Below are 24,459 nucleotides of genomic sequence, written 5' to 3'. Positions count from 1 at the left end.
GCGGCGACGCTATTCCGCCGGCTTCGCAGCCTCGGCCGGCGCCGTGGTCGCCGCGCGCCGCCCCAGCTGCACCTCGCGGTGCGCGATATAGGCATTGGCGACGAGGATGATGCCGGCGCCGAGCAGGGTCCAGCGCGTGGGTTCCTCGCCGAACAGCAGCCACGCGGCCAGCGCCACCAGGGGCAGCTGCACGAAGCTGATCGGCTGCAGCGCCGAGACCTCGCCGATCTTCAGCGCCCGCGTCCACAGCAGCTGGCCGCCGGTGCCGAACGCGCCGATCAGCAGCAGCCACAGCCAGGTGATGCCCTGCGGCCACTCCCATGCGAACAGCGCCGGCACCAGCGACATCGGCACCCAGAACACGTAGGTGTAGAAGACGATCGTGTCGGCGGCATCCACCCGCGAGAGCTGTTTGATCTGGATCGCGACCAGGGCCGAGAGCAGGGCGCCGGACAGCGCCACCAGGGTGCCGAGGCTGAACTCCGCGCTGCCGGGACGCACGATCACCAGCACGCCGACCAGGCCGATCACCACCGCCGACCAGCGTCGCAGGCGCACCGTCTCGCCGAGGATGAACACCGCGGCCACGGTAGCGAACAGCGGGGCGGCATACGACAGCGACACCGCCTGCGCCATCGGCAGGTGTCCCAGCGCCCAGAAGCCGCACAGCATCGAGCCCACGCCGATCGCGCAGCGCAGCACGTAGCGCGGCAGCTGCTTGGTGCGCGGCAGCCGCCAGCTGCCGCGGAACAGGAAGGGCAGCAGGAACAGCAGGCCGAAGAAGTTGCGGAAGAACGCGATCTGGTAGGTCGACAGGTCCGCCGAGGCCAGGCGGATGGTCACCGCCATGGCCGCGAAGAAACTGGTGCTTCCCAGCATCAGCAGCGCGGCGCGCGCCTGCGGACTGGTGCTTGCCGCGCTCACCAGTGGGCGCCGACAAGGCGCGGTTCGGGTTCCAGTGCCACACCGAAGCGTGACTGCACGGAGCTTGCGATGCGCCGCGCCAGCGCCAGCAGCTCCGCGCCGCTGGCACCGCCGTAGTTGACCAGCACCAGTGCATGCCCGGACGCGACGCCGGCATCGCCGTCGCGATGGCCCTTCCAGCCGGATGCGTCGATCAGCCAGGCGGCCGACAGTTTGCGCAGGCCCGGGATGCCGGCGTCGAAGCCGGGCATGCCGGGGTGGGCCGCGGCCAGGGCGTCGGCCTGCGCCGCCGGCACGATGGGGTTCTTGAAAAAGCTGCCGGCGTTGGCAAGCAGGACCGGATCGGGGAGCTTGCGCCTGCGGATGCGGCACACGGCATCGGACACCTGTGCCGGCGTGGGCGCGCTGATGCCCATGGCCGCCAGCTCGTCACCGATGCCCGAATACGAAAGCTCCAGACGCGGCCGGCGCGTGAGCGCGAACTCCACCGCGGTGACGATCCAGCGATCTTTCTCGCGCTTGAAGCGGCTGTCGCGGTAGGCGAAGCCGCAGTCGGCGGCGGCCAGGCGCACCAGGGCGCCCGCGTCGCGGTCCCAGGCCTCCACCATGTGTACGCGCCGGTCGAGTTCGACGCCATAGGCGCCGATGTTCTGGATCGGCGCGGCGCCGACGGTGCCCGGGATCAGCGACAGGTTCTCGAGGCCGGAGAGGCCAAGTGCCAGGGACTGCAGCACGAAGTCATGCCAGCCGCGCCCGGCTCCGGCGCGCACCACCACCGTGTCGCCATCGTCGGCAACCACGGACACGGCATCGCAGGTCAGCGCCAGCGCCACGCCTTCGAGGTCGGCGGCGAACAGGAGGTTGCTGCCGCCGCCCAGCACCAGCAGCTCGCCCTCGGCGATGCGCGGATCGGCAAGCACCGCCGGCAGCGCGGCGTCATCGGCGACCTCGGCCAGCCAACGTGCACGCGCGGGCACGCGCAGGCTGGTGCGTCCGCGCAGGTCGGCGTCTTGCGTCCAGCGCACGGCGGTATCGGTATCGATGGCGGCTGCGTTCACAGGTTGGGAAGGTTGCCGCGGCTGGGGGCTTCCTTGCGCCGCCGGATGGCTTCGACGCACTCGCCGATCAGCTCCGGTCCGCGGTACACCAGGCCGGTGTAGAGCTGCACCAGCGATGCGCCGGCCGCGGTCTTCTTGGCGGCGTCGGCGCCGGAGAGGATGCCGCCCACGCCCATCAGCGGAATGTCGCCGGGCAGGCGCGTACGCAGCATGCGCAGCACCGCGGTGGACTTGTTCATCACCGGCTCGCCCGACAGGCCGCCGGTCTGGTGCGCATGGGCGTGGCCCTGCACCGCGATGCGCGACACCGTGGTGTTGGTGGCGATCACGCCGTCGACGCCAAGGTCGCCGAGCACGCGCGCGGCGGCGTCGATGTCCTCGTCGGTGAGGTCGGGCGCGACCTTCACCAGCAGCGGCACGCGGCGGCCATGGCGAGAGGCCAGGCGTTCCTGCGCGTCGCGCAGTTCACCCACCAGGCGCCGCAGCGACTGCTCTTCCTGCAGCTCGCGCAGGCCCGCGGTGTTGGGCGAGGACACGTTGACGGTGACGTAGTCGGCCAGCGTGTAAACGCGCTCGAGGCAGTGGATGTAGTCGGTGTGCGCCGACTCGTTCGGCGTGTCCTTGTTCTTGCCGATGTTGATGCCCAGCAGGCCGTCGCCGCGGCGACGCGCGCGGCGGACGTTGCGCACCAGTGCGTCGACGCCGTCATTGTTGAAGCCGAGGCGGTTGATGATCGCCCGGTGCTGCGGCAGGCGGAACATGCGCGGCTTCTGGTTGCCCGGCTGCGGCCGCGGCGTGACGGTGCCGACCTCCACGAAGCCGAAACCCAGCGCCAGCAGCGCGTCGATGTGCTCGCCGTTCTTGTCCAGCCCGGCGGCCAGGCCGACCGGGTTGGGGAAACGCAGCCCGAACACGCTCGTCGGGAACGGCCGCGGCCTGCCGCCCAGCACGCGCTGCATCCGCAGGCGGTGCAGGGCCTCGATCGATGACAAGCCGAGGCCGTGCGCGCGCTCCGCGTCGAGGGCGAACAGGAAGGGCCGCGCCAACCCGTACATGGATGTCCTCAGATGTCGAACTTGATGCCCTGGGCCAGCGGCAGCGCGTCGGAATAGTTGATGGTATTCGTTTGCCGGCGCATATAGGCACGCCACGCGTCCGAGCCCGATTCGCGGCCACCGCCGGTGTCCTTCTCGCCGCCGAAGGCGCCGCCGATCTCGGCGCCGGAGGTGCCGATGTTGACGTTGGCGATGCCGCAGTCCGAGCCTGCCGCCGACAGGAAGGCTTCGGCGCGCTTGAGGTTGCTGGTGAAGATCGACGACGACAGGCCCTGGGGCACGTCGTTCTGCATGGCGATCGCGTCCTCGAGCTCCGAGTACTTCATCACGTACAGGATCGGGGCGAAGGTTTCGGTCTGCACCACTTCGGCATCGTTGGACAGGCCGGTGACGATCGCCGGGCGCACGAAGAAGCCCTTGCGGTCTGTGAAGGCGGTGCCGCCGCTCTCGATCGTGCCGCCGGCCCCCTTGGCCTGCGCGATCGCCGCAAGGAAGGCATCCACGGCGGACTGGCTGTTGAGCGGACCCATCAGGTTGGCGGCGTCGGTCGGGTCGCCGATCTTCGTTTCGACCTGCGCATAGGCGGTCTTGAGCTTCTCCAGCACGTCGTCATGGATCGACTCGTGGATGAAGACGCGGCGGGTGCTGGTGCAGCGCTGGCCGGCGGTGCCGACGGCGCCGAACACGATCGCCGGGATCGCGAGCTTCAGGTCGGCGGTCTCGTCGACGATCATGGCGTTGTTGCCGCCGAGCTCGAGCAGCGAACGGCCCAGGCGGCGCGCGACGCGCTCGCCCACGGTGCGGCCGACCTTGGTCGATCCGGTGAAGCTGACCAGACCGATGCGCTTGTCATCCACCATGCGCTCGGCCAGCGCGTTGTCGGTGTCGTTGAACAGGAAGAACAGGTCCGGGTAGCCGCCATCGCGCAGGGCTTCGTTGCAGATGCGCACCGAGGCGATCGCCGACAGCGGGGTCTTGCCCGAGGGCTTCCAGATCGAAATGTCGCCGCAGGCCGCGGCAATGAGCGCATTCCACGCCCAGACCGCCACGGGGAAGTTGAAGGCCGAGATGATCCCGACCAGGCCCAGCGGGTGCCACTGCTCGTACATGCGGTGGCCGGGGCGCTCGGAATGCATGGTCAGGCCGTAGAGCTGGCGCGACAGGCCGACGGCGAAATCGCCGATGTCGATCATTTCCTGCACCTCGCCGTCGCCCTCGGGCTTGGACTTGCCCATTTCCAGCGCGACCAGCGACCCCAGCATGTCCTTGTTGGCGCGCAGCGCGTTGGCGCACAGGCGCACGGCTTCGCCGCGCAGCGGTGCCGGCGTGGTGCGCCAGACCTTGAACGCGGCCTGGGCGCGCTCGACGATGCGCTCGTAGTCCGCTTCCGAAGCCGCATGCACCTGGCCCAGCACCGAGCCGTCGGTCGGGTTCACCGGTTCCAGGATCCCGGCATCGCGGGTCGACGACCATTCGCCCTGGCCGAGGTAGGTGCCGGATTCGGTGGCGGACAGGCCGAGGGCGGCGAGGACGGGATGGGTCATGGGGGAAGCTCCTGGAAGTCATGGATGCGGCGCGAAATCGCCTGCAGCGCGTGGTGCCCCCGGCGCGATTCGAACGCACGACCTTCCCCTTAGGAGGGAAAAGCCGCCATCGGCCAAAGGGCTTTAAAATCAATATTTTGCGATGTTTTTTCTGTCGTCTGGGTCAAAAGTTGGGGCAAAACCTTGATTCTTCCCTCAACAACGACCCACACACGGCTTTTGGTGACCCTGGAGGGACTTGAACCCCCAACCTCATCCTTAGGAGGGATGCGCTCTATCCAGTTGAGCTACAGGGCCGTTTCAGCCAGTAAGGATAGCAAGGGCACAGGGCTCACCCCAACCCGTAAAGGGATCCATGTGCGTCTTGGTGCGGCAATCCCCGCACACTTTCTGTCGCGGCAGGACGCTGTAGACGATTGAGGGCGTCGATGTAGCCGGTGTCTAGGTCACAGCAGGGCGCTGATTCCGATCGATGCATTCACCGCCGTTAGCAACGGATCAGCAGTTCCCCGGCAGGCTATGAGCATTCAATCGAAGTCAGTTCAGGTTCCCGCTCATGCAAAGCATGATGGCGCTCAAGAGAAGATTTCGATGGGCGGTTGTTCAGGCGTCGTGGCAAATTCATCAATTGCCCATGGAGATTCACGGACACCAACTTATCGAAATCAGGGTAATGGCCATCTTGCATCGGAGCATCGTGGAAAGCGATGCGATGGTCATGCCTGGCGGTTAAAAACCCCTGGTCAAAAAGCTTGTGATGCAGGCCGTTTAGAAGAACTCCATTACGTATATCCATGCGCTCGGACGGATTCGCGAGCGACCAGGGGACTGTGTGGGCTGCCTCAAGGGATGCGTAAAATGTAATACCCGTAAAGCTGCATGTCTTGTTGTACGCCTTCAGCAGTGCCTCGTGGAAAATTCTGCTTAACACCACGAGCCTTGACCCACGTGTAAATCTCTTCAGAGTGCTTGCTCAGCCCAGATACTCGATTAGTTGCTGTTCTTACGCGTATGTCACGACAGAAAGGAGATCGAGATGACAACGAACCGAAGCCTTAAACGCAGAACTGCAACGATACTTGCGATTTGCATAGGTATTGCGCTGGGGACAGCAAGTGCTTCTGATGCCCGTGTTAGAGATCCATCGCTAGCTTCTTATGCGGCTGCCCAAGGCATAACGCCAGAAGTTGCACTTGAAAGACTTGAACTTCGTCGTATTGCGGGAGAAATTAACGCAAGAGCGAAGCATGAGGCCTCAGGGACGTATGGTGGGATGGAGGTGATCCATTCACCGAAATATCATATCGTCTTTCGTTTCACAGGTAATGCGGGCGCTCAGCTTTCGCAATACACGGCTAACCCAAACTTCGTGGCTGCAACAGTGCCTAGGCCTATTGCGCTGGTTGAAGCTGTTCGTGATGAAGTGATGAAAGTGCTTGCTGAGCGCAGGATCGAGTCGATTGCGTCAATCGACACAGCGAGGTCCGTAATAGGGGTAGAAGCAGAAAATGCGGCTGAGGCGCGTTTTCATCTTCGCGAACTACTTGATACCTACAAGTACATCGAGATCAAGGAGCGGTCTAGCTTTCCCACACCTTTAGATACAAGAGGGGGCATGGAAGCCACTGGCGAAAGGAGTGGCTCTTTTTCGAACTTTGCGTCGGGCTGTCTGTTGCTCTTAACGCCGCTCAGGCGTAGCCGCATGCAAGGTGCCGGACCAGACGTCAGAATTCAAACGATTGCTTGAATGTCTGGGTCGAAAGCTGGATCGGAAATAGGTGTATGAACAGGTGGGGACGCTCTAGCCAGCTGAGCTACGGGGCAGCCGCCGCCAATTCTGGCACGCCGTGTCTGCCGTGGGCAAAGCCGGTGCAAGAGGTGGGGCGCAAAGAGGCACGCGCCCAGAACGACAAAGGGCTGGACCGGTTTCCCGTCCAACCCTCTGCTTTTTACCGGGATTTTCGTGGTGGAGCGGAGGGGGATCGAACCCCTGACCTTCGCGATGCGAACGCGACGCTCTCCCAGCTGAGCTACCGCCCCACGAAGCGCAGCATTCTATACGCCGACCATGCCATTCGGCAATTACCACGTGCCCTATGGCAGCAGCGGGGCCAGCAACGGCTCCAGCTGCGCGCGGCGCCAGTCGCCGAACGCGTTCCAGTCGCCGCTGTCGAGCAGCGACTCCAGGCGGCGCCGCGAGGCGAGCACGCCATCGGGCAGGCCCAGCTCGGCGCTGCGTGCGGCCACCGCTTCCTGCAGCTGGCGCAGGGCGCGCTTGTCACGCTCTTCGGTGCGCACGGGCGGGGCCTCGGCCTCGTCGGCCAGGGGCGTGAGCAGCGCGGTCCAGACCTCGGCCAGCAGCTTGCGGGGGGCTTTGGGATGGCGGTCCATCAGCGCTTTCAGTGCGCCCTGGTCGGGCAACGCGTCACGGGCGATGGTCGCGGCCAGGTCATTGTCCAGCACCCAGCTGCGCGGGCGGTCATTCTCGCGCGCCCAGGCGTCGCGCCAGCGCAGCAGGCGCAGCAGGCGGTGTTGGCCCGCCGGGTTGAAGTACTGGGCGGCGCGGATCGGAAGGTGCGGCCAGCGTTCGAGCGAATCGTCGCGGGCGTTGGCGACCATGCGCGCGCAGTCTTCGCGCAGCCAGGCTTCGCGGCCCAGGGCCTCGAGGCGGGCCTGCAGGTGGTCGTGGAGTTCGAACAAGTGGCGCACGTCGTCCGCGGCGTAGGCGAGCTGGGCGTCGGACAGCGGGCGGCGGGTCCAGTCCGAACGGGTCTCGCCCTTGCCCAGGGCCACGCCGGTGACCTCGGCCACCAGGCGCTGGTAGCCGGCGCCGGCCGCGATGCCCGCGATCGCCGCTGCGATCTGGGTGTCGAACAGCGGCTCGGGTACGGCATCGCAGGCGTGCTGCAGGGCGATCAGGTCCTCGCTGGCGCTGTGCATCACCTTGGTGATGCCCGGGTCGAGCAGGATGCCGTGCAGCGCCTGGGCCATGCCGGGGGCCTGCGTGTCGACCAGCAGGATCTCGTCGTGGACCGCGAGTTGCGCCAAGGCCAGGTGCGGCCACCAGGTGCGTTCGCGGATGAATTCGGTATCCAGGCCGATGCGATCGGGCCGGGTTTCGAAGCGGGAGAGGAGGGCGGCGGGGTCGGCCAGCCAGCTGAAGTCAGGTTCCATCGGTGCCAGCGTACCGGCCGCCGCGCGCCCGCCGCAATCGCCGGCGGTCGCGGGGTGGCTGCGCGGTCGCGGCCGCTTGCCGTAATCTGGCGCCCGTGACCCATTGTCGACCGCTCCCTTCCAGCCCTTCGGCCTGGCCATGCCGGGCCGCGCTCGCCGCCGCATTTGCGCTGCTGCTCGCGGTCGGCTGTTCGCCCGAAGGTGCGGCGCCCGATGGCGGGGCGCCGACCGAAGCCGCCGAAGGCCCGGGCGACGGCAGCGTGACCATCAGCGGCGACGACCGCCTGGCCGGCAGCCTCACCTGGCGCACGCCGCGGGTCGACCTGGAAGAGGGCGAGGACGCCGTGGCCGGTGCGCTGGAGCGTGCGGAGCAGGCGCTGGAGGCGGGCGACCTCGACGCGGGCGCGGAATCGGCGATCCCGCTGTACCAGGCCGTGCTTGCACGCGTTCCCGACAGTGAACCGGCCGCCGCCGGGCTCGAGCGCGCATTCGCCGCGCTGATGGTCGAGGGCAATGAGGCCTTGGCACGCGCGGGCGATGATGACGCCGCGCTGCGCCGGGCGCGGGAGATCGCCGCGGTGGCGCGCAGCCTGCGGCCTGCGGAAGAGCAGGTCCATGCCTACCTGGTGGGCGTCGATCGCGCCGACCAGCTGGCGGAGGTCAACCGGGCGGCGGAGGCCGAGCTCCAAGCCGGCCGCCTGGGCGAGTCCGGCGGCGGCGCGCTGGGCAAGGTGCGCGAAGTGCTGGCCATCGACGAGGCGCAGCCGCGCGCGCTGCAGCTTCGCGCCGCCGTCGAGAGCGCGATGATCCGGCGCGCCGAAAAGGCCGCGGGCGAGGGCGATTTCGAAACCGCGGACACCTGGCTCGGACACGCTGGCAAGGTGCGCGACGACAGCACCACCGTCGCCGACGCCCGCGATCGCGTCGACACGCGCCGCCGCGCCTGGATCCTGCGCCTGCGCGACGAAGGCATCGCCGCCCTGCCGCAGGCCGACGGCATCGAGCGCGCGCGCACCGCGCTGGCGCGCATGCTGGTGCTGGCGGAGCCGGGCAACGCGGCGGTGGCGGAGCTGCGCGAGCGCATCGACCTGGCCGTGCACTACGGCAATTTCCGCCCCGGCCAGCGCTTCACTGACGCCGCCGGCGGTGGCCGCGGGCCGCAGATGGTGGTGGTGCCGCATGGCGGCTTCAGCATGGGCGCCACGGACGACGACAGCGATGCCGAGGACAACGAACGCCCGCGGCGCAACCTGCGCTTTGAACGCGGCTTCGCGCTGTCGCTCAACGAGATCACCGTCGGCGAGTTCCGCCGGTTCGTCGACGCCACCGGCTATCGCTCGCGCGCCGAGCGCCGCGGCTTCTCGATGGCCTATGACGAGCGCAGCGGCAACTTCGTGCGCCGCAGCAGCGTGGACTGGCGCTCCGACTTCGCCGGTGCCCCGGCGGCGGCCAACTTGCCCGTGATCCACATCAGCGCCCGCGACGCCCAGGCCTATGTCGACTGGCTGGCCGAGGTCAGCGGTCAGCGCTATCGCCTGCCCAGCGAGGCGGAGTTCGAATACGCCCTGCGCGCCGGCGGCGACACGCGATTCCCCTGGGGCGACGGCGATCCGCCGGAGCGCGCCGGCAACCTCACCGGCGGCAAGGACCGTTCGCCCGGTGGCCGCGGCTGGAGCAACGCCTTCAAGGACCACGACGACGGCCACTGGGGCCCGGCCCCGGTCGGCAGCTTCACGCCCAACGCATTCGGCCTGCATGATCTTGAAGGCAACGTCAGCGAGTGGGTCGCGGACTGCTGGCACGACAGCTATCGGCGCGCACCGGCATCGGGCGCCGCCTGGGTCAACCCGGGCTGCCGCATGCAGGTGGTGCGCGGCGGCGCCTGGGCCAGCTCGCCGCCGCAGACGCGCAGTTCGTGGCGCGCGCCGTCACCGGTGGACAACACCAACGCGCGCGTCGGCTTCCGGGTTGCGCGCGACATCTGAAAACAGGCAGGAGTGGGGCATGCGACAGGATCCTTTCAGGCGCGGGCGGCAGCAGCAGGCGGCGGCGCCCCGGCGCGGCTTCAATCCGAGGATCCTGATCCTCGTCGCCTTCATCGGCTACGGGGCGTACTACTGGTTCTCGAACCAGACCCTCGACCCGGTGACCGGCGAAAAGGTGCTGATCGACCGCTCGCTGTCGGTGGAGGACGAAAAGGCGCTGGGCCTGCAGGCCTACGAAGAGATCCTGTCGACCGAGCGCCCGGTGGATCCCAACACCCCGATCGCCCGCGAGGTGCGCGAGATCGCGCGCCGCCTGATCGAGAAGGTGCCGGAGATCGAGGCGGCGCTGGCGGCGGAGAACGGCCAGCAGCCCACCGGGTTCTCGTCGACCTTCGACTGGGACGTCAACGTGATCCAGTCCGACCAGGCCAACGCCTTCTGCCTGCCCGGCGGCAAGATGGCGGTCTATACCGGCCTGGTGCCGGTGGCGGAGAACGAGCACGCGATGGCGGTGGTCATGGGCCATGAAATCGCGCACGCCCTGCTGCGCCATGGCGCCCAGCGCATGGCCCAGCAGAAGCTGTCGCAGATGGGGCAGATGGCCGGCGCGATGAGCGGAATGGATCCGCAGCAGCAGCAGATGGTCATGGCCGCGATGGGCTATGGCTACCTGCTGCCCTACGCGCGCAAACATGAAACCGAGGCCGACTACGTGGGCCTGATGCTGGCCGCCGCGGCCTGCTACGACCCGCGCGAGTCGGTTCCGCTGTGGGAGCGCATGAGCGCGGCCAGCGGCGGGCAGTCACAGCCCGAGTTCTCGTCCACGCACCCGAACCCGGGCACGCGGATCCAGAACCTGGAATCACTCATGCCCAAGGCGATGGAGTACCGGGCGCGCTTCTGCGCGGACGGAGCGCTGTCGGCGCGATAGTTGTTGCTTCGGGGTTTTGCGGGGGCGGCGGGCATGTTGCGCCGGATTCTGGAGTGGCGGCGGAGTGATGTGACGGTGGCCAGCCCCTAACGCACCCCGCGAAAACTACTTGCGTTTGGCGCCTGCGGGGCTGCGCGGCTTCTCGGGCGTCGCAGGCGGCTTGGCCGCTGACGCCAGGTTGCGCTGGAATTCCTGCCACATGGCCATGTTGCGCTCGGTGAGCTGGCCCATCATCGACCACGGGCTCTGGCCGAGCATGCTGCCCATCTGCTGGCGGAACTGCTGTTGCTGCTCGAGGAAGGTGTGCATCGAGCGCTCGAGATAGCTGCCCATGAAGCCCTGCAGGGAGTCGCCGTAGAACCGGATGATCTGGCTCAGCAGCTCCGTCGACAGGATCGGCTCGCCGTCCTGCTCCTGCTCGGAGATGATCTGCAGCAGCACCTGGCGGGTGAGGTCATCGCCGCTCTTGGCGTCGCGGACTTCGAAATCCTCGCCGTCAACGATCAGCTGGCGCACATCCTCGATGGTGATGTAGCTCGAGATCTCGGTGTCGTACAGACGGCGGTTGGGATACTTCTTGATGACACGCATGGCCATGCTGCGGTGCTCGGATTTCGTGACTCACCGCAGCATGACGCACCGCAACAGTGCTTGCAACAGGACACTGGGCGTGCGCGGGACGGCTACCAGCCCATGTACTGGCCGCCGTTCGCGGCAAGGTTGGCGCCGGTGATCCAGGCCGCCTCTTCGGGTAGGAAGAAAGCCACGGCATAGGCGATTTCGTCAGGCATGCCCAGGCGCCCGGTCGGGATCTGGGCGACGATCTTCTCGCGCACAGCCTCCGGAACGGCCATCACCATGTCGGTGCCGATATAGCCCGGGGACACCGTGTTCACGGTGATGCCGAGCTTCGCGTTTTCCTGTGCAAGCGAAATTGTGAAGCCGTGCATGCCGGCCTTGGCGGCGGCGTAGTTGGCCTGGCCGTACTGTCCCTTCTGGCCGTTGATCGAGCTGATCTGCACGATGCGGCCCCACTTGCGCTCGCGCATGCCTTCGATCACCGGGCGGGTGACGTTGTAGCAGGCGTTGAGGTTGGTGGTGATGACATCGGTCCACTGGTCCGGCGCCATCTTGTGGAAGGTGGAGTCGCGTGTGATGCCGGCGTTGTTGACCAGGATCTCGATCGGTCCCAGCGCCTCCTCGACCCGGTGCACCATCGCCTCGGCTTCGGCGGCGGAGGACACGTCGCCGGGCACGAGGGTGAACTCGAAGCCCTCCTCGCGCATCGTCTTCTCCCAGGCGCGGGCTTTTTCTTCGTTGCGGTAGTTGGTCGCGACCCTGTGGCCCGCCTTGGCCAGGCGCTTGCAGATGGCAGTGCCGATGCCACCGGTTCCACCGGTGACCAACGCAACCCGAGACGTCATGTCATCGCTCCCCATGCCCGGGCGCGGCGCGCCGGCTTCGCTTCGATTCTATGCGCCGGGCATTGCAGCGGCATTGTGCAGTGCGGTGGCCGGCCACGGGCCCCGCGGAATGCGGGCGGGGTCGAAGCCGCGCAAGGCGGCGGCGAGGGTGGCATCCAGGGAGGGGACTGCGTGCAGGTGGCGCGGATCCTGTCCCAGCGCGTGCCAGGCGATTCGCAGTGCAGGCACGGGATCGGCAGCGTCCACGGGCAGGGATGCGCGCGACTTCGACAGCTTGTGGCCATCGTCGTCGAGCACCAGCGGCAGGTGCAGGTAGCGGGGGCGGGGCAGGCCCAGCGCGCGCTGCAGCAGCAGCTGGCGCGGAGTGGAGTCGAGCAGGTCGGCGCCGCGCACCACATCGGTGATGCCCTGGTCGGCGTCGTCCACCACCACGGCCAGCTGGTAGGCCCACCAGCCGTCGGCACGGCGAAGCACGAAGTCGCCGACCTCGCGATCGACATCCTGGGAGATGCGGCCGTGGACGGCGTCGTCGAAGGCCTTCCGGCTGCCGTCAGGTACCCGCAGGCGCACGGCGGGATCGGGTCGCTGCGCACCCGGGCGGCAGGCGCGGTGGACGCCGCCGGCCGCGGCCACGTCGCTGCGGCTGCAGTGGCATTGGAAGGCCAGTCCGGCCTCGAGAAGCCGCTGCAGCGCGGCGGCGTACAGATCCCCGCGCCGGGACTGGTAGGCCACCGGGCCGTCGTGGGCCAGGCCGAACGCGGCCAGCGTGCGCAGCTGGGCGGCGCCGGCACCGGGCACCTCGCGCGCCGCGTCCACGTCCTCCATGCGCACCAGCCACTCGCCGCCGGCGCTGCGCGCGGCCAGCCAGCTGCCGAAGGCGGCCAGCAGGGAGCCGAAGTGGAGGGCGCCGGTGGGCGATGGCGCGAAGCGTCCGCGCACGGGCGTTGCTGCCGGGGGAGTCGGCTTGTCGGCCTGCGGATTCGTCATGCCGTCATCTTGAATTCAATGCCCGCAGGACACACTTCCGGTATCGCATCCGAACATTTGCAGGAACCCGTCCCATGCTCAAGCGCGTCGCCCTCTTCCTCGCCACCAACCTGGCGGTGCTGGCCCTGCTCAGCATCATCATGTCGGTCTTCGGCATCAACCCGCAGTCGATGGGCGGCCTGCTGGTCATGGCCGCGCTGTTCGGCTTCGGCGGCTCGCTGATCTCGCTGCTGTCGTCGAAGTGGGTCGCCAAGCGCGCCGCCGGCCTGCACGTGATCGAGCGCCCCGGCAGCGACGTCGAGCGCTGGCTGGTCGACACCGTGGCCCGCCAGGCCCAGGCCGCCGGCATCGGCATGCCCGAGGTCGCCATCTATGACGCCCCCGAGATCAATGCCTTCGCCACCGGCGCCAACCGCAACAACGCGCTGGTCGCGGTGTCCACGGGCCTGCTCCGCTCGATGGACCAGGACGAGGCCGAGGCGGTGCTCGCCCACGAGGTCAGCCATATCGCCAACGGCGACATGGTCACCATGGCGCTGCTGCAGGGCGTGCTCAACACCTTCGTGATCGTGCTTGCGCGCCTGGTCGGGCGCGCGGTCGACGGCTACCTCAGCGGCGGCCGTGACAACGGCGGCGGCGGGCTGGCCTATTTCGCCATCGTGTTCGTGCTGGACATGGTCTTCGGCATCTTCGCGAGCATGATCGCGATGTGGTTCTCGCGTCACCGCGAATTCCGCGCCGATGCCGGCGCCGCCGCGCTGGCGGGCCGGCCGAAGATGATCGCCGCGCTCAAGCGCCTGTCGCTCAACCAGGGCCAGAACACCCTGCCCAAGCAGGTCGCGGCCTTCGGTATCAGCGGGGCAGTTGGCCATGGCCTGCGCCGGCTGCTGCTCAGCCATCCGCCGCTGGAAGAGCGCATCCGCGCGCTCGAGGCCGGCAGCGTCGACGGCGAGGCCGCCCTGCGCCAGGGCCTGCTGGCCTGATTCCATCGCGGCGCCGCAAGCACGGCGCCGCGACGTCACTCGAAGTCGTAGGACATGTCGGAGCCCGAGGGGGCCAGGAAGTTGCCCGATACGTAGTCCACGCCGGTGCCGAACAGCACGGACATCGAGGCCGCGTCCGACACGTAGTCGGCCATGGTCTGGATGCCCAGCTCCCGCGCCTTGGCCGCGATCTCGCGGACGCGCTCCTGGTTGTCGGCGTTGCCGGTGAGATCCTCGATGAAGCCGGGATCGATCTTGAGCATGTTCGGCTTCAGGTGCGCGAGCAGCTGGAACGAGTCCAGGCCGGCGCCGAAGTTCTCCAGGGCAATGCGGCAGTCCAGGCGCGCCGCCGCCGCCGCGAACTCCTGCGCGGCCTTGAGGTGGGTGAACACCTTGGCCTCTGCGAGTTCGATCACCAGGTACTCGCCCGGCACGCCGTGCGCCATCAGCTGTTCGGCGACGTAACGCGGCAGGCTGTCGTCGGCCAGCGAGGCCTGGCTGACCTTGACCAGCAGGGTGGTCGGCTTGTTGGCGCGGATGCGCTCGCCGATGATCGCGATCGCGCGGCCGACCACGTAGCGGTCGATTTCCCAGAGCAGGCCGTGCTCCTCCGCGATCTGCAGGAAGCTCAGCGGCTTGATCAGCTCGCCGTCCGCGCCCTTCAGGCGCAGGAAGGCCTCGTACACAGGGCCGGTGTCGCCCTGCAGGCTGATCACCGGCTGGTAATGGAGCACGAAGCCCTCGTGGTCGAGCGCGTCGCGCAGGCGCGTCACCCAGGCCTGGATGTGCTCCTCCTCGGCGCGGTCGACCGCGCTGGGGTCGAACAGTTCGAAGCGGTTGCCGCCGGTGGCGCTGGCCGAAGCGACCGCCTGCGTGGCCTTGGCCAGGACCTGGCTGACGCTGGCGATCTTCTCGCCGACCTGGACCGCGCCGATGCTGGCGGTGATCACGCTGGAGCGCGAGCCGATCTCGAACAGGTCGGCGGAGAAGGCCGCGAGCACCCGGTTCGCCACGGCCTGGGTGCCTTCGTGGTCGCTGTTGCGCACCAGCAGGGCCAGGGTGTGCTCGCCGAAGCGGGCAACGATCGCGTCCAGGCCTTTGGCGGCGGCGGTGAGCCGCGTGGCGGTGGCGGCCAGCAGGTCGTCGGCCGAGTCCAGGCCGATGTCGGCCAGCAGGTGCTGGTAGTGGTCGGGTTCGATCAGCAGCATGCCGTGGCGTGCGCCGTCCTGGGCGGCGCCGTCCACCGCGCCCTCGAGCGCGTGCAGGAAGGTGGCGCGGTTGTACAGGCCGGTGGCCTGGTCGCGCTGGCGCAGCTCCTCGATTTCCTGGGCGAGCTCGGGATCGAGCTCCTGGCGGCGGATCACCACCTGCACGCAGGGTTCGCCTTCGTACTGGGCCTGGATGAATTCCATCGCCGCGGGGAAGACGTTGCCGTCGATGTCGCGCGCCTGCAACTCGTACCGCGGCGGCGGCGCCTCGCCCTGGGCCAGCGCCTTGAGCAGCTGCCGGAAGCCCTCGACGTGCTGCGGCGCGACCATGTCCAGCAGCGACATGCCTTCGATGTCCTCGAAGTCGTCGTAGCCGAACATCTCCAGGTAGGCCTGGTTGGCGCGGATGTGCATGCCTTCGTGGACGTAGGCGATGGGATCGCGCGAGGAATCGATGAGGGCGTCGCAGCGGCGCTCGGTCTCGCGCAGGCGCGCCTCCAAGCGGCGCTGGGCGCGGCGCGCGTCGAGGTCGGCCCAGGCGTCGCGGATCACGGTCAGCAGCAGCGACGCCGGTTCGCGCAGGGCCAGTGCGCGCGCGCCGGCGGTCATTGCCTGGACGTAGGCCTCCTGGTCGATGGCGTCGGCCACCGCGACCACGGGGATGTCCTTGCCGGTGGCCGCCACCTGCTGCAGCACGGTGGTCAGCGGCAGCACCGCCGAGTCCCGCTGGGCGACGACCACGTCGATCGGCTGCGCGCCTACCATGCCCGCGAACTCCTCCGCTGAAGCGGGACGCAGCGGGCGCACGGCGATGCCGGCATTGCGCAGCGTGCTGACGATGGCTTCGGCGGCCTCGGGACTGTCGTCAACGATCATCAGCCGCAGCGCGTTTTCCTGACTCTTCGTCATGCGTTTCTCCGTGAAGCGGCGTTATGCCATGCCGCGGCGCGTGGCGTCCACGGCGGCGGCATGGCAACAGGGTCCAGGTCCGCCGCCGCGGCGACGGGCGTCACAGCGGGCGCTTGGACGCATCGCCGGCGATTTCGCGCACCAGCTTCGGCACGAGATAGCCGGGCAGGCGCGCCACCAGCGCTGCATGCAGCGCGCGGGCGCGGTCGTCGCCGACCTCGAAGTGCGCGGTGCCGGCGACGCGGTCGAGCTGGTGCAGGTAGTAGGGCAGCACGCCGGCCTCGAAGCCGCGCTCGCACAGGTCGGCCAGGGCGTCGACGGAATCGTTGACCCCGGCTAGCAGCACCGCCTGGTTGAGGACGCTGGCGCCGGCGTCGCGCAAGGCCGCCATCGCGGCATCGACGGAGGCGTCGAACTCGCGGGCGTGGTTGGCGTGCACCACCACCGCCACCGGCCAGGGCAGGTCGCGCAGCCAGGCCAGGAACTCGTCGTCGATGCGCTCGGGCAGGACCACCGGCAGCCGGCTGTGGAGGCGCAGGCGGCGGACGTGGGGTACCTCGCGCAGCAGGGCGGTCAGGTCGGCCAGCTTGCCCGTGGCCAGGGACAGCGGATCGCCGCCTGACAGGATGACCTCGGTGATGCCCGGGTCGGCCGCGATCGCCGCCACCGCTTCGGCCCAGCCGCCGGCGGCCGCGGTCTCTTCGGCATAGGGGAAATGGCGCCGGAAGCAGTAGCGGCAGTTGATCGCGCAGCTGCCGGTCGCCACCAGCAGCGCGCGGCCGGCGTACTTGTGGATGACGCCGCGCGCCAGTTTCGCGGCACCGTCACCAACCGCGTCCAGGCCGAATCCCGGCACGGTCCGCAGTTCGTCGGCCAGCGGCAGCACCTGGCGCAGCAGGGGGTCGTGCGGGTCGCCCGGCCGCATCCGGGCGATGAAGCCCCGGGGCACGCGCAGCGCGAACGCCGAGACCGCCGCCTCCGGCACCGCCGCGGCTTCCGCCTCCAGGCCAAGCAGGCGCAGCAGCTCGCGCGGGTCGCGGACGGACGCGCGCCAGGCCTGCTGCCAGCCGCGTGGCTGCATGGAAAGGGGGGCTGCGAGTATCATTTCCCGCACAGTCTAGCCGCTCGCGCGGCCCACCCCGACGAACCCTGCAGGAGCACGCATGGCCAGCTATGGCATGAACGACGTCAAGAACGGGATGAAGATCCTCGTCAACGCGGAACCCGCGATCATCACCGACACCGAGTACGTCAAGCCGGGCAAGGGCCAGGCGTTCACGCGCGTGAAGTACCGCCTGATCAAGTCGGGCCGCGTGCAGGAAGTCACCATGAAGGCGACCGACTCGATGGACGCCGCCGACGTCCTCGACACCGACATGCGCTACCTGTATTCGGACGGCGAGTACTGGCACTTCATGGACCCGGAGAACTTCGAGCAGGTGCAGGCCGACAAGGCCGGCATGGGTGGCGCCGAGAAGTGGCTCAAGGGCGAGGAAGACTGCGTGGTGACCCTGTGGAACGGCACCCCGATCCAGGTCACGCCGCCGAACTTCGTCGAACTCAAGATCACCGAGACCGATCCCGGCGTGCGCGGCGACACCTCGGGCGGCGGCGGCAAGCCAGCCACCCTGGAAACCGGCGCGGTGGTCCGCGTGCCGCTGTTCGTCAACCAGGACGAGCTGATCAAGGTCGACACCCGCTCTGGCGAATACGTCAGCCGGGTCAAGTAATGGTGGGACAAGAGGTGGTGCCCGAGGCCTGCGACCTGCTGGTCGAGGCCGGGCACGTCGTCCCGGTGGAGCCACATGGGGTGGTGCTTGAAGACCACGCCGTGGCCGTGCGCGACGGCGTGATCGTCGCGCTGCTGCCGCGGGCCGAGGCGCGCGGGCGCTTCGCGCCGGCCGAGGTGGTGTCGCGTCCCGACGGCGTGCTGGTGCCGGGCTTCGTCAACGCCCACACCCACAACCCGATGACACTGATGCGCGGCATCGCCGACGACCTGCCGCTGAAGACCTGGCTGCAGCAGCACATCTGGCCGATCGAGGCCGCGGTGATGGCCCCGGACTTCGTCGCCGACGGCGTCACGCTCGCGATCGCCGAAATGCTGCGCGGGGGCACGACCTCCTGCAACGAGAACTACTTCTTTCCCGACGTGCAGGCCGCGGTCTACAAGCGCCACGGCTTCCGCGCGCGGATCGGCCTGCCGGTCATCGATTTCCCGACCGCGTGGGCGGCGGGCGATGACGAATACTTTGACAAGGCCGGTGCCGTGCACGACCAGTGGCGCGGCGACCCGCTGATCGCCATGGCCTTCGCGCCGCACGCGCCGTACACCGTCAACGACGCCAACTTCGAGCGCGTGCGCATGCTCGCCGACCAGCTCGATGTCCCCGTGCACCTGCACCTGCACGAGACCGCGCAGGAGGTCGAGCAGTCGATCAAGGACCACGGCCAGCGCCCGCTGGCGCGCCTGGACCGTCTGGGTCTGGTGAACGACCGCCTGATCGCCGTGCACATGACCCAGCTGACCGAGGCCGAGATCCACCTCTGCGCCGAGCGCGGCGTGAGCGTGGTGCACTGCCCGGAGTCCAACCTCAAGCTGGCCTCGGGCTTCTGCCCGGCCTGCGCGCTGGAGCGCGCGGGCGTGAACCTCGCCATCGGCACCGACGGCTGCGCCAGCAACAACGACCTTGACATGGTCGGCGAGACGCGCACCGCGGCGCAGCTGGCGAAGGCGGTAGCGCAGGACGCGTCCGCGTTCGACGCGTTCACCGCGCTGCGGGCGGCCACCCTGGGCGGTGCGAAGGCGATGGGCTTCGACCACCTGGCCGGATCGCTGGAGCCGGGCAAGCAGGCCGACATGGCCTGCTTCGATTTCAGCGACCTGGAGACGCAGCCCCTGCACCACGTGGTCTCGCAGCTGGTCTATGCCGCCGGCCGCCACCAGGTCGGCGACGTCTGGATTGCCGGCGTGGCCAAGCTGCGCGGGCGCGAACTCGTCGACATCGATACCGCCGCCGTGGTCGCCAACGCCCGCCAGTGGCGCACGCGCATGGCCGGCATCCGCACCGGCGCCAACTGAAGGCGCCGGCGCGCGCCACCCTTCCCAAGCAGGCCGTCATGACCACCCCCGCGAGCAGCACCAACTTCCGCCAGTCCGAGCTCGACAAGTTCGCCGAGCTGGCCAACCGCTGGTGGGATCCCGAAGGTCCGCAGAAGCCGCTGCATGCGCTGAATCCGGTGCGCCTGGACTACGTCGCCGCACGGCGGCCGCTGGCCGGCGCCCGCGTGCTCGACGTCGGCTGCGGCGGCGGGCTGCTGAGCGAGGCCATGGTGCGCGCCGGGGCCGAGGTCACCGCGATCGACCTCGCGGCTGACCTGGTCAAGGTCGCGCGCCTGCATGCGCTGGAATCGGGCGTGACGGTCGACTACCGGCTGCAGCCGGTGGAGGCGCTGGCCGACGAGGCGCCGGGCAGCTTCGACGTCGTGACCTGCATGGAAATGCTGGAGCACGTGCCCGATCCCGGCGCGATCATCGAAGCCTGCGCGCGGCTGCTGAAGCCGGGCGGCCACCTGTTCGTGTCCACGCTCAACCGCACGCCGGCCGCCTTCGCGCTGGCGATCGTCGGCGCCGAGTACGTGGCCCGGCTGCTGCCGCGCGGCACCCACCAGTACCGCGATTTCATCCGCCCCTCCGAACTCGCCGCCTGGCTGCGCGAGGCCGGGCTGGAGCTCGACGACGTCGCGGGGCTGGCCTATGAGCCCTGGGCCAACCGCGCGCGGCTGTCCTCGCGCACCGACGTCAACTACCTGGTCGCGGCCCGCAAGCCGGACGCATCGTGAGCGCGCCGGTCGGGCGCTTCCCGCGCTGCGTGCTGTTCGACCTTGACGGCACGCTCCTCGACAGCGCGCCCGACATGGCCGCGACCGTGAACCGCATGCGCGCGACGCGCGGTGTGCCGCCGATGCCGCTGGCCGACCTGCGCCCGCACGTCTCCAAGGGTGCGCGTGCCATGAGTGCGGCGGCGTTCCCCGAACTGGGCGGCGAGGTGCCGCCGGACATGGTCAAGGAGTTCCTTGCGGTCTATGCCGAAGAGCTGGGCCGCCACGGCGCCGCCTTCGACGGCATCGAGGCGATGCTGTCCGCGCTGGAGGCCGACGGCGCGCGCTGGGGCATCGTCACCAACAAGCCGGAATCCCTGGCACGCGCGCTGATGCCTTCGCTGGGTTGGGAGCAGCGCAGCGGCGTGCTGATCGGAGGCGACACCCTGGCCGAGCGCAAGCCGCATCCGCTGCCGCTGCTGCACGCCGCGCAGGCGATGGGCTTCGCGATCGCCGACTGCGTCTACGTCGGCGACGACGAGCGCGACATCCTCGCCGCGCGCGCGGCCGGCATGCGTTCGCTGGTCGCGCTGTGGGGCTACCGGCTGCAGCACGACGACCCGCTGACGTGGCTGGCCGATGCCATGGTGGAGACGCCCGCCGACCTGCTGGATCCGGACGCCTGGCCGTGAGCGTCGACCTCCGCGACGACGCGGCCATGTTCGTCGACAAGTGGCGCGCGCGCTGGCCGGAGTGGGCGGTGGCGATGGTGTTCGTGCCGGGCGATCGCCAGCCCTTGGCCGAGGCCTGGTTCACGCTGTTGCAGGAGCTGACCGATGCCGCCTGGGGTGGCGGCGACCCGACGCCCGGCCTGGCCAAGCTTGCGTGGTGGCAGGAAGAGCTCGGCGGCTGGGCCAAGGGCGCGCGCCGCCATCCGCTGGGCGCGCTGCTGCAGCCGCAGCCGGCGCCGTGGCTGGAGCTGGGCAGGGCGCTGCCGGACCTGCGTGCCCTGCGCGATGACGGCAGCGGTGGCGACGCAAGGCCCGCCGGGGCAGGCGCCGGGCATGGCGACGCGGTGGCCGGCAAGACCTTTGCCGCCGCGGTCGCGGACTGCGAGGCGGCACTGTTCGGTGGGCGCGCACCCGACGCGGATGCGGCATCCGCGGTGCTGTCCAGCCTGCTCGGCGAACGCGCCCTGCTGCGCGCTGCGGCAATGGATCCCATAGCTCCGGTCGATGGCGTGCCCGGAGCGGGACGCCCCGCATCCCGGCCACGCGGGGTGCAGGCGGCCCTGGTCGGCGCGCGATTGGCGCGTCCCGCCGCGCCGCTGTCACCGCTGCGCGCGCTCTTCGCCGCATGGCGCGGCGCGCGTTCCGCCGGCTGAACCGCGCATTGCGCGCCGCGCACGGCATGCAGCGTTGCGCAGGTGCCGGACCGGTGCGCGGTTAGAATTGCGGACCGTTCTCATTTGCAGGCTTTCGCGTGACCTCTTCCAATCCGTCCCCGACGCTGCCCGACGTCGCCTATGACCGCGCTGCCGCCGCCTGCCCGCTCGACTGGGTCGGCATGCGCCGGGTCGCGCTGCCGCTGCGCGTGGCCGGGGAGGGTGGTGCGCCGCAGCTGGTGGCGGCTTCGGTGGACATCGGCGTGGACCTGGCCAGCGCCGAGACGCGCGGCATCCACATGTCGCGGCTGTACCTGCTGCTGCAGGACGCTTTCTCGGACGCGCCGCTGACATCGACGGCGCTGCGCGCGCTGCTGCGCGAGTGCATCGATTCGCAGGCAGGCCTGGCCACCACCGCGCGCCTGACGCTGCGCTGGGAGCAGTTGCTTCGCCGCCGCGCGCTGGCCAGCGACAACGCCGGCTGGAAGGCGTACCCGGTCGAGGTCGACGCCACGGTGTCGCCTTCGGGCACCGAGATCGTGCTCGCCTTCGGCGTCGAATATTCGAGCACCTGCCCGGCTTCTGCCGCGCTGTCGCGCCGCGCCAACGCCGATCGCTTCGAGGCCGACTTCGCCGGTGACGATGCGCCGTCCAAGGTCGCGATGCTGGAGTGGCTCGCGTCGGGGCGCGGCCTGGCCGCCACCCCGCACGCGCAGCGCAGCCGCGCCGATGTGCGCGTGGCCCTGCGCAACGACGTCGACGCATTGCCCTTGCTGGAACTGGTCGACGCCGTGGAAGCCGCGCTCGGCACCCCGGTGCAGACGGCCGTGAAGCGCGAGGACGAGCAGGCGTTCGCGCGCGCCAACGCCGACAACCTGATGTTCTGCGAAGACGCGGCCCGCCGGGTTGCCGCTGTCGTGTCGACCAGCCCCCGCGTGGCCCGGTTCGACGTCACCGTGTCGCACTTCGAGAGCCTGCACGCGCATGACGCGGTGGCGCGGGTCACGGGCTGAAAAGCTCGAGAAGCGTTTGCCGCGGATGACGCGGATGACACGGATTTGCGCGGATAGGGGCGGGGCCAGGCCAAAGGTCCGCGCAATCCCAAACGGTCGTTGAAGATAAAGCGGATGCGGGCAAGGGCTTTCGCTTTTTGATCCGCGTCATCCGCGTGGATCCGTGGCCAAAAGCTCTTCGCCTTCCGTTCCTGCCGTCCGGCTGCCGCGGCGCCCGCGTGGGCCGCGGGCACTGGTAGGATCGCGCCATGCGGAAGGGGGATCCGAAGCGCCAACCGGGGTGGTGCAGCCTGTGGCTGTGCATGCTCCTGCTGTGCGCCGGATTCGCGTCGGCCGGCGTGCCGGTTGAGCTGCGGGCCCTGCCCGGTGGCGATGCCGATGCCGCCGATGTGCTGTCGGGCAGGCTCGACGATCGGCTCGAGCCGCCGGTGACCGTGATCCGGGGCAGTCGAGGCGAAGTGGGCTGGTGGCGCATCACCGCTGCCACGCCATTGACCGCCGATGCCCAGCCCAGGCTGGTGCTCCGTTCGCCCTTGATCAACCAGGTGCAGGCCTGGGTGCCGGGGAGCGGCGCGCCGGCAACCCATGCCCTGTATGGCGAGCATGCGGACTCCAGGTATTCGTCGCGCGCCCTGGTGGTGGACCTGCCGCAGGGCATTCCGCCGGGCGAAGCCGTATGGCTGCGCGTGGCCACCAGCTCCTCGCTGCAGATGCCGGTCTCGATCGAGTCGCTCGACCAGGTGCACCGCCAGGATCTCGCCTACGTCGCGTGGCGGGTCTTCGTCCTGTCCGTGCTGTGCGTGCTGGCGCTGCTGGCCTTTGCTTTCCGGTTCGGCACGGGCGATTCCAGCTTCACCTGGTTCGGGGCGATGCTGTGCTTCTCGGTGCTCTACCTGGTGTCGATCGGCGGGGACCTCCGCCTGCTGCCCGGGGCGGACACGGTGTTCGGAAGTTCCACCCGCGCCAACCGCATCGTGGGCGGGCTGGGCGTGGTGTGCAGCAACCTGTTCCAGCGTGCCTACCTCGACCTGCGCGGCAAGCTGCCGCGCCTGGACGGAGCGCTCTGGGTCGGTACCGCGCTGGCGGCGGTCGCGGGGGTCGGAAGCTTCCTCGGCGACGCCCGCTGGCTGGCGCTGGTGGGCAACATCGGCCTGGTGCTGTCCGCGGCCCTGCTCCTGGCCGGGAGCACCGTGCTAGCGCTGCGTGGCGATCGCGCCGGGCGCGTGGTGATGGCGTCCTGGCTGCCGCTGATGGTGTTCACCACATTGATGGCGACCGAGATGATGGGGCTGTGGGCCGGCCCCCCATGGATGGCGCAGGGACTGGCCGGCAGCTTCGCGCTGGCCGGGCTGCTGCTGACCATCGGCCTGGCCGACAAGCTGCTCGAGCTGCGGCGCGATCGCGACCACGCCAGCGCACTGGCGCGGAAGGACGAGCTGACCGGCATGCTCAACCGCGCGGGCATCGAGGCCGAGCTGCGGAAGGTCATGGCGCTGGTCGCCACGCGCGCCGCGCCGGTCAGCATCGCCTTCGTCGATGTCGACAACTTCAAGCCGGTCAACGACGAATACGGGCACAGCATCGGCGACCAGTGCCTGCGCATCGTGTCCCAGCGCATCCGCAACCAGCTGCGCGGCGGCGACATCATCGGCCGCTATGGCGGCGACGAATTCCTCGTGATCCTGCCGCAGACTCCCTTGGGTGACGCACTGGCCGTGGCCGGGCGGATGCTGGAGTCGGTCAACAGCCGCCCGCTGACGATCCACGCCGTACGGCTGGACGGCACCCTGAGCATCGGCGTGGCCGAACTCTCTCCCGGCGAAAGTGCCGAAGCGCTGGTGGAGCGCGCCGATGCCGCGCTGTATGCCAGCAAGCAGGCCGGCCGCAATCGCGCGACCGCGGCCGGTCCCGGAGAGTCCCGGCCCGTGGTCGCAACTCCGTCGCCGCTCCAGACCTGATCGGCCAGGCACTTGAAGAGCTTTTTTGCCACGGATCTGCGTGGATGACGCGGATCAGGCAAAAGGCAGCTTGAGTGCCCCTGCTCTATCCGCGTGAATC

The 24,459-nt window shown here is 69.3% G+C and carries 22 protein-coding genes and 2 tRNA genes; 11 read left to right on the top strand and 13 right to left on the bottom strand.

Features of this window, described 5'->3' with window-relative positions:
* Window positions 1-9 precede the first annotated feature (9 nt).
* The 6 genes from ACW5F0_RS10695 to ACW5F0_RS10670 all read right to left on the bottom strand — a co-directional run bounded on the left by ACW5F0_RS10695 (window position 10) and on the right by ACW5F0_RS10670 (window position 5,512).
* Entirely contained in the window at window positions 10-879 is an 870-nt protein-coding gene (locus tag ACW5F0_RS10695) for a DMT family transporter (RefSeq protein WP_456966022.1), read from the bottom strand.
* 41 nt (window positions 880-920) lie between these two features.
* Complete coding sequence (gene murB / locus ACW5F0_RS10690) at window positions 921-1,982, bottom strand: UDP-N-acetylmuramate dehydrogenase (RefSeq protein ID WP_456999718.1); 1,062 nt, start codon at window positions 1,980-1,982, stop codon at window positions 921-923.
* Window positions 1,979-3,037 carry a quinone-dependent dihydroorotate dehydrogenase gene (locus ACW5F0_RS10685; RefSeq protein WP_456965932.1) on the bottom strand — a complete coding sequence of 353 codons (1,059 nt, stop codon included), beginning with the start codon at window positions 3,035-3,037 and terminating at the stop codon, window positions 1,979-1,981. The genes murB and ACW5F0_RS10685 overlap by 4 nt, the downstream gene beginning before the upstream one ends.
* 8 nt (window positions 3,038-3,045) lie before the next feature.
* Complete coding sequence (gene amaB, locus ACW5F0_RS10680) at window positions 3,046-4,581, bottom strand: L-piperidine-6-carboxylate dehydrogenase (protein ID WP_456965933.1); 1,536 nt, start codon at window positions 4,579-4,581, stop codon at window positions 3,046-3,048.
* A gap of 220 nt (window positions 4,582-4,801) precedes the next feature.
* A tRNA-Arg gene (locus tag ACW5F0_RS10675) sits at window positions 4,802-4,878 on the bottom strand.
* A gap of 220 nt (window positions 4,879-5,098) precedes the next feature.
* On the bottom strand, window positions 5,099-5,512 hold the full coding sequence (locus tag ACW5F0_RS10670; RefSeq protein ID WP_456999717.1) for an HNH endonuclease: 414 nt from the start codon (window positions 5,510-5,512) through the stop codon (window positions 5,099-5,101).
* Window positions 5,513-5,617: 105 nt separating this feature from the next.
* Between ACW5F0_RS10670 and ACW5F0_RS10665 the strand changes: the two genes are divergently transcribed.
* Window positions 5,618-6,328, top strand: coding sequence for a hypothetical protein (locus ACW5F0_RS10665; RefSeq protein ID WP_456965935.1), 711 nt, complete (start codon window positions 5,618-5,620; stop codon window positions 6,326-6,328).
* A gap of 217 nt (window positions 6,329-6,545) precedes the next feature.
* Here the strand turns inward: ACW5F0_RS10665 and ACW5F0_RS10660 are convergent.
* Both ACW5F0_RS10660 and rnd read right to left on the bottom strand, forming a co-directional pair.
* Window positions 6,546-6,621, bottom strand: a tRNA-Ala gene (locus ACW5F0_RS10660).
* 54 nt (window positions 6,622-6,675) lie between these two features.
* Window positions 6,676-7,755: a ribonuclease D gene (gene rnd, locus ACW5F0_RS10655; RefSeq protein ID WP_456965936.1), complete on the bottom strand. Its 1,080-nt coding sequence runs from the start codon at window positions 7,753-7,755 to the stop codon at window positions 6,676-6,678.
* Between the two features lie 95 nt (window positions 7,756-7,850).
* Between rnd and ACW5F0_RS10650 the strand changes: the two genes are divergently transcribed.
* Complete coding sequence (locus tag ACW5F0_RS10650; RefSeq protein ID WP_456999716.1) at window positions 7,851-9,740, top strand: SUMF1/EgtB/PvdO family nonheme iron enzyme; 1,890 nt, start codon at window positions 7,851-7,853, stop codon at window positions 9,738-9,740.
* Between the two features lie 19 nt (window positions 9,741-9,759).
* Entirely contained in the window at window positions 9,760-10,671 is a 912-nt protein-coding gene (locus ACW5F0_RS10645; protein WP_456965938.1) for a M48 family metallopeptidase, read from the top strand.
* A gap of 105 nt (window positions 10,672-10,776) precedes the next feature.
* Here the strand turns inward: ACW5F0_RS10645 and phaR are convergent, their stop codons facing one another.
* From phaR to gluQRS, 3 genes are all read right to left on the bottom strand, one after another.
* Window positions 10,777-11,268 carry a polyhydroxyalkanoate synthesis repressor PhaR gene (gene phaR / locus ACW5F0_RS10640; RefSeq protein WP_456965939.1) on the bottom strand — a complete coding sequence of 164 codons (492 nt, stop codon included), beginning with the start codon at window positions 11,266-11,268 and terminating at the stop codon, window positions 10,777-10,779.
* An 86-nt stretch (window positions 11,269-11,354) separates the two neighbouring features.
* Window positions 11,355-12,095, bottom strand: a complete 741-nt coding sequence (phbB, locus tag ACW5F0_RS10635) for an acetoacetyl-CoA reductase (protein WP_456965940.1) — start codon at window positions 12,093-12,095, stop codon at window positions 11,355-11,357.
* Window positions 12,096-12,143: 48 nt separating this feature from the next.
* Window positions 12,144-13,082 (bottom strand): tRNA glutamyl-Q(34) synthetase GluQRS, encoded by a 939-nt coding sequence (gene gluQRS / locus ACW5F0_RS10630; protein ID WP_456999715.1) that lies wholly within the window; start codon window positions 13,080-13,082, stop codon window positions 12,144-12,146.
* A gap of 74 nt (window positions 13,083-13,156) precedes the next feature.
* Here gluQRS and htpX point away from each other — a divergent pair, with 74 nt between their 5' ends.
* Entirely contained in the window at window positions 13,157-14,065 is a 909-nt protein-coding gene (gene htpX / locus ACW5F0_RS10625) for a protease HtpX (RefSeq protein ID WP_456965942.1), read from the top strand.
* A gap of 35 nt (window positions 14,066-14,100) precedes the next feature.
* Here htpX and ACW5F0_RS10620 read toward each other — a convergent pair whose 3' ends face one another.
* The gene (locus ACW5F0_RS10620; RefSeq protein WP_456965943.1) at window positions 14,101-16,182 is read right to left on the bottom strand and encodes an EAL domain-containing protein; all 2,082 of its coding nucleotides are present in this window, start codon (window positions 16,180-16,182) and stop codon (window positions 14,101-14,103) included.
* A gap of 100 nt (window positions 16,183-16,282) precedes the next feature.
* The gene (epmB, locus tag ACW5F0_RS10615) at window positions 16,283-17,287 is read right to left on the bottom strand and encodes an EF-P beta-lysylation protein EpmB (protein WP_456999714.1); all 1,005 of its coding nucleotides are present in this window, start codon (window positions 17,285-17,287) and stop codon (window positions 16,283-16,285) included.
* A 58-nt stretch (window positions 17,288-17,345) separates the two neighbouring features.
* On the opposite strand from epmB, the gene efp reads away from it, so the two are divergent.
* The 7 genes from efp to ACW5F0_RS10580 all read left to right on the top strand — a co-directional run bounded on the left by efp (window position 17,346) and on the right by ACW5F0_RS10580 (window position 24,359).
* Window positions 17,346-17,912 (top strand): elongation factor P, encoded by a 567-nt coding sequence (gene efp / locus ACW5F0_RS10610; RefSeq protein WP_456999713.1) that lies wholly within the window; start codon window positions 17,346-17,348, stop codon window positions 17,910-17,912.
* Window positions 17,912-19,264, top strand: coding sequence for a TRZ/ATZ family hydrolase (locus ACW5F0_RS10605; protein ID WP_456999712.1), 1,353 nt, complete (start codon window positions 17,912-17,914; stop codon window positions 19,262-19,264). Before efp ends, ACW5F0_RS10605 begins: the two co-directional genes overlap by 1 nt.
* 38 nt (window positions 19,265-19,302) lie before the next feature.
* Window positions 19,303-20,025: a bifunctional 2-polyprenyl-6-hydroxyphenol methylase/3-demethylubiquinol 3-O-methyltransferase UbiG gene (ubiG, locus tag ACW5F0_RS10600; protein ID WP_456999711.1), complete on the top strand. Its 723-nt coding sequence runs from the start codon at window positions 19,303-19,305 to the stop codon at window positions 20,023-20,025.
* Entirely contained in the window at window positions 20,022-20,696 is a 675-nt protein-coding gene (gene gph, locus ACW5F0_RS10595; RefSeq protein ID WP_456999710.1) for a phosphoglycolate phosphatase, read from the top strand. Before ubiG ends, gph begins: the two co-directional genes overlap by 4 nt.
* Window positions 20,693-21,388 carry a phytoene/squalene synthase family protein gene (locus tag ACW5F0_RS10590; RefSeq protein WP_456999709.1) on the top strand — a complete coding sequence of 232 codons (696 nt, stop codon included), beginning with the start codon at window positions 20,693-20,695 and terminating at the stop codon, window positions 21,386-21,388. The genes gph and ACW5F0_RS10590 overlap by 4 nt, the downstream gene beginning before the upstream one ends.
* Window positions 21,389-21,486: 98 nt before the next feature.
* Entirely contained in the window at window positions 21,487-22,401 is a 915-nt protein-coding gene (gene folE2, locus ACW5F0_RS10585; protein WP_456999708.1) for a GTP cyclohydrolase FolE2, read from the top strand.
* Window positions 22,402-22,703: 302 nt separating this feature from the next.
* Window positions 22,704-24,359 carry a sensor domain-containing diguanylate cyclase gene (locus tag ACW5F0_RS10580; protein WP_456999707.1) on the top strand — a complete coding sequence of 552 codons (1,656 nt, stop codon included), beginning with the start codon at window positions 22,704-22,706 and terminating at the stop codon, window positions 24,357-24,359.
* Window positions 24,360-24,459: the final 100 nt, after the last annotated feature.

The sequence above is a fragment of the Luteimonas sp. A534 genome (assembly GCF_054072805.1).
The sequence above is the reverse complement of the archived record's forward strand: the minus strand, read 5'-3'. Positions and strand labels throughout refer to the sequence as shown.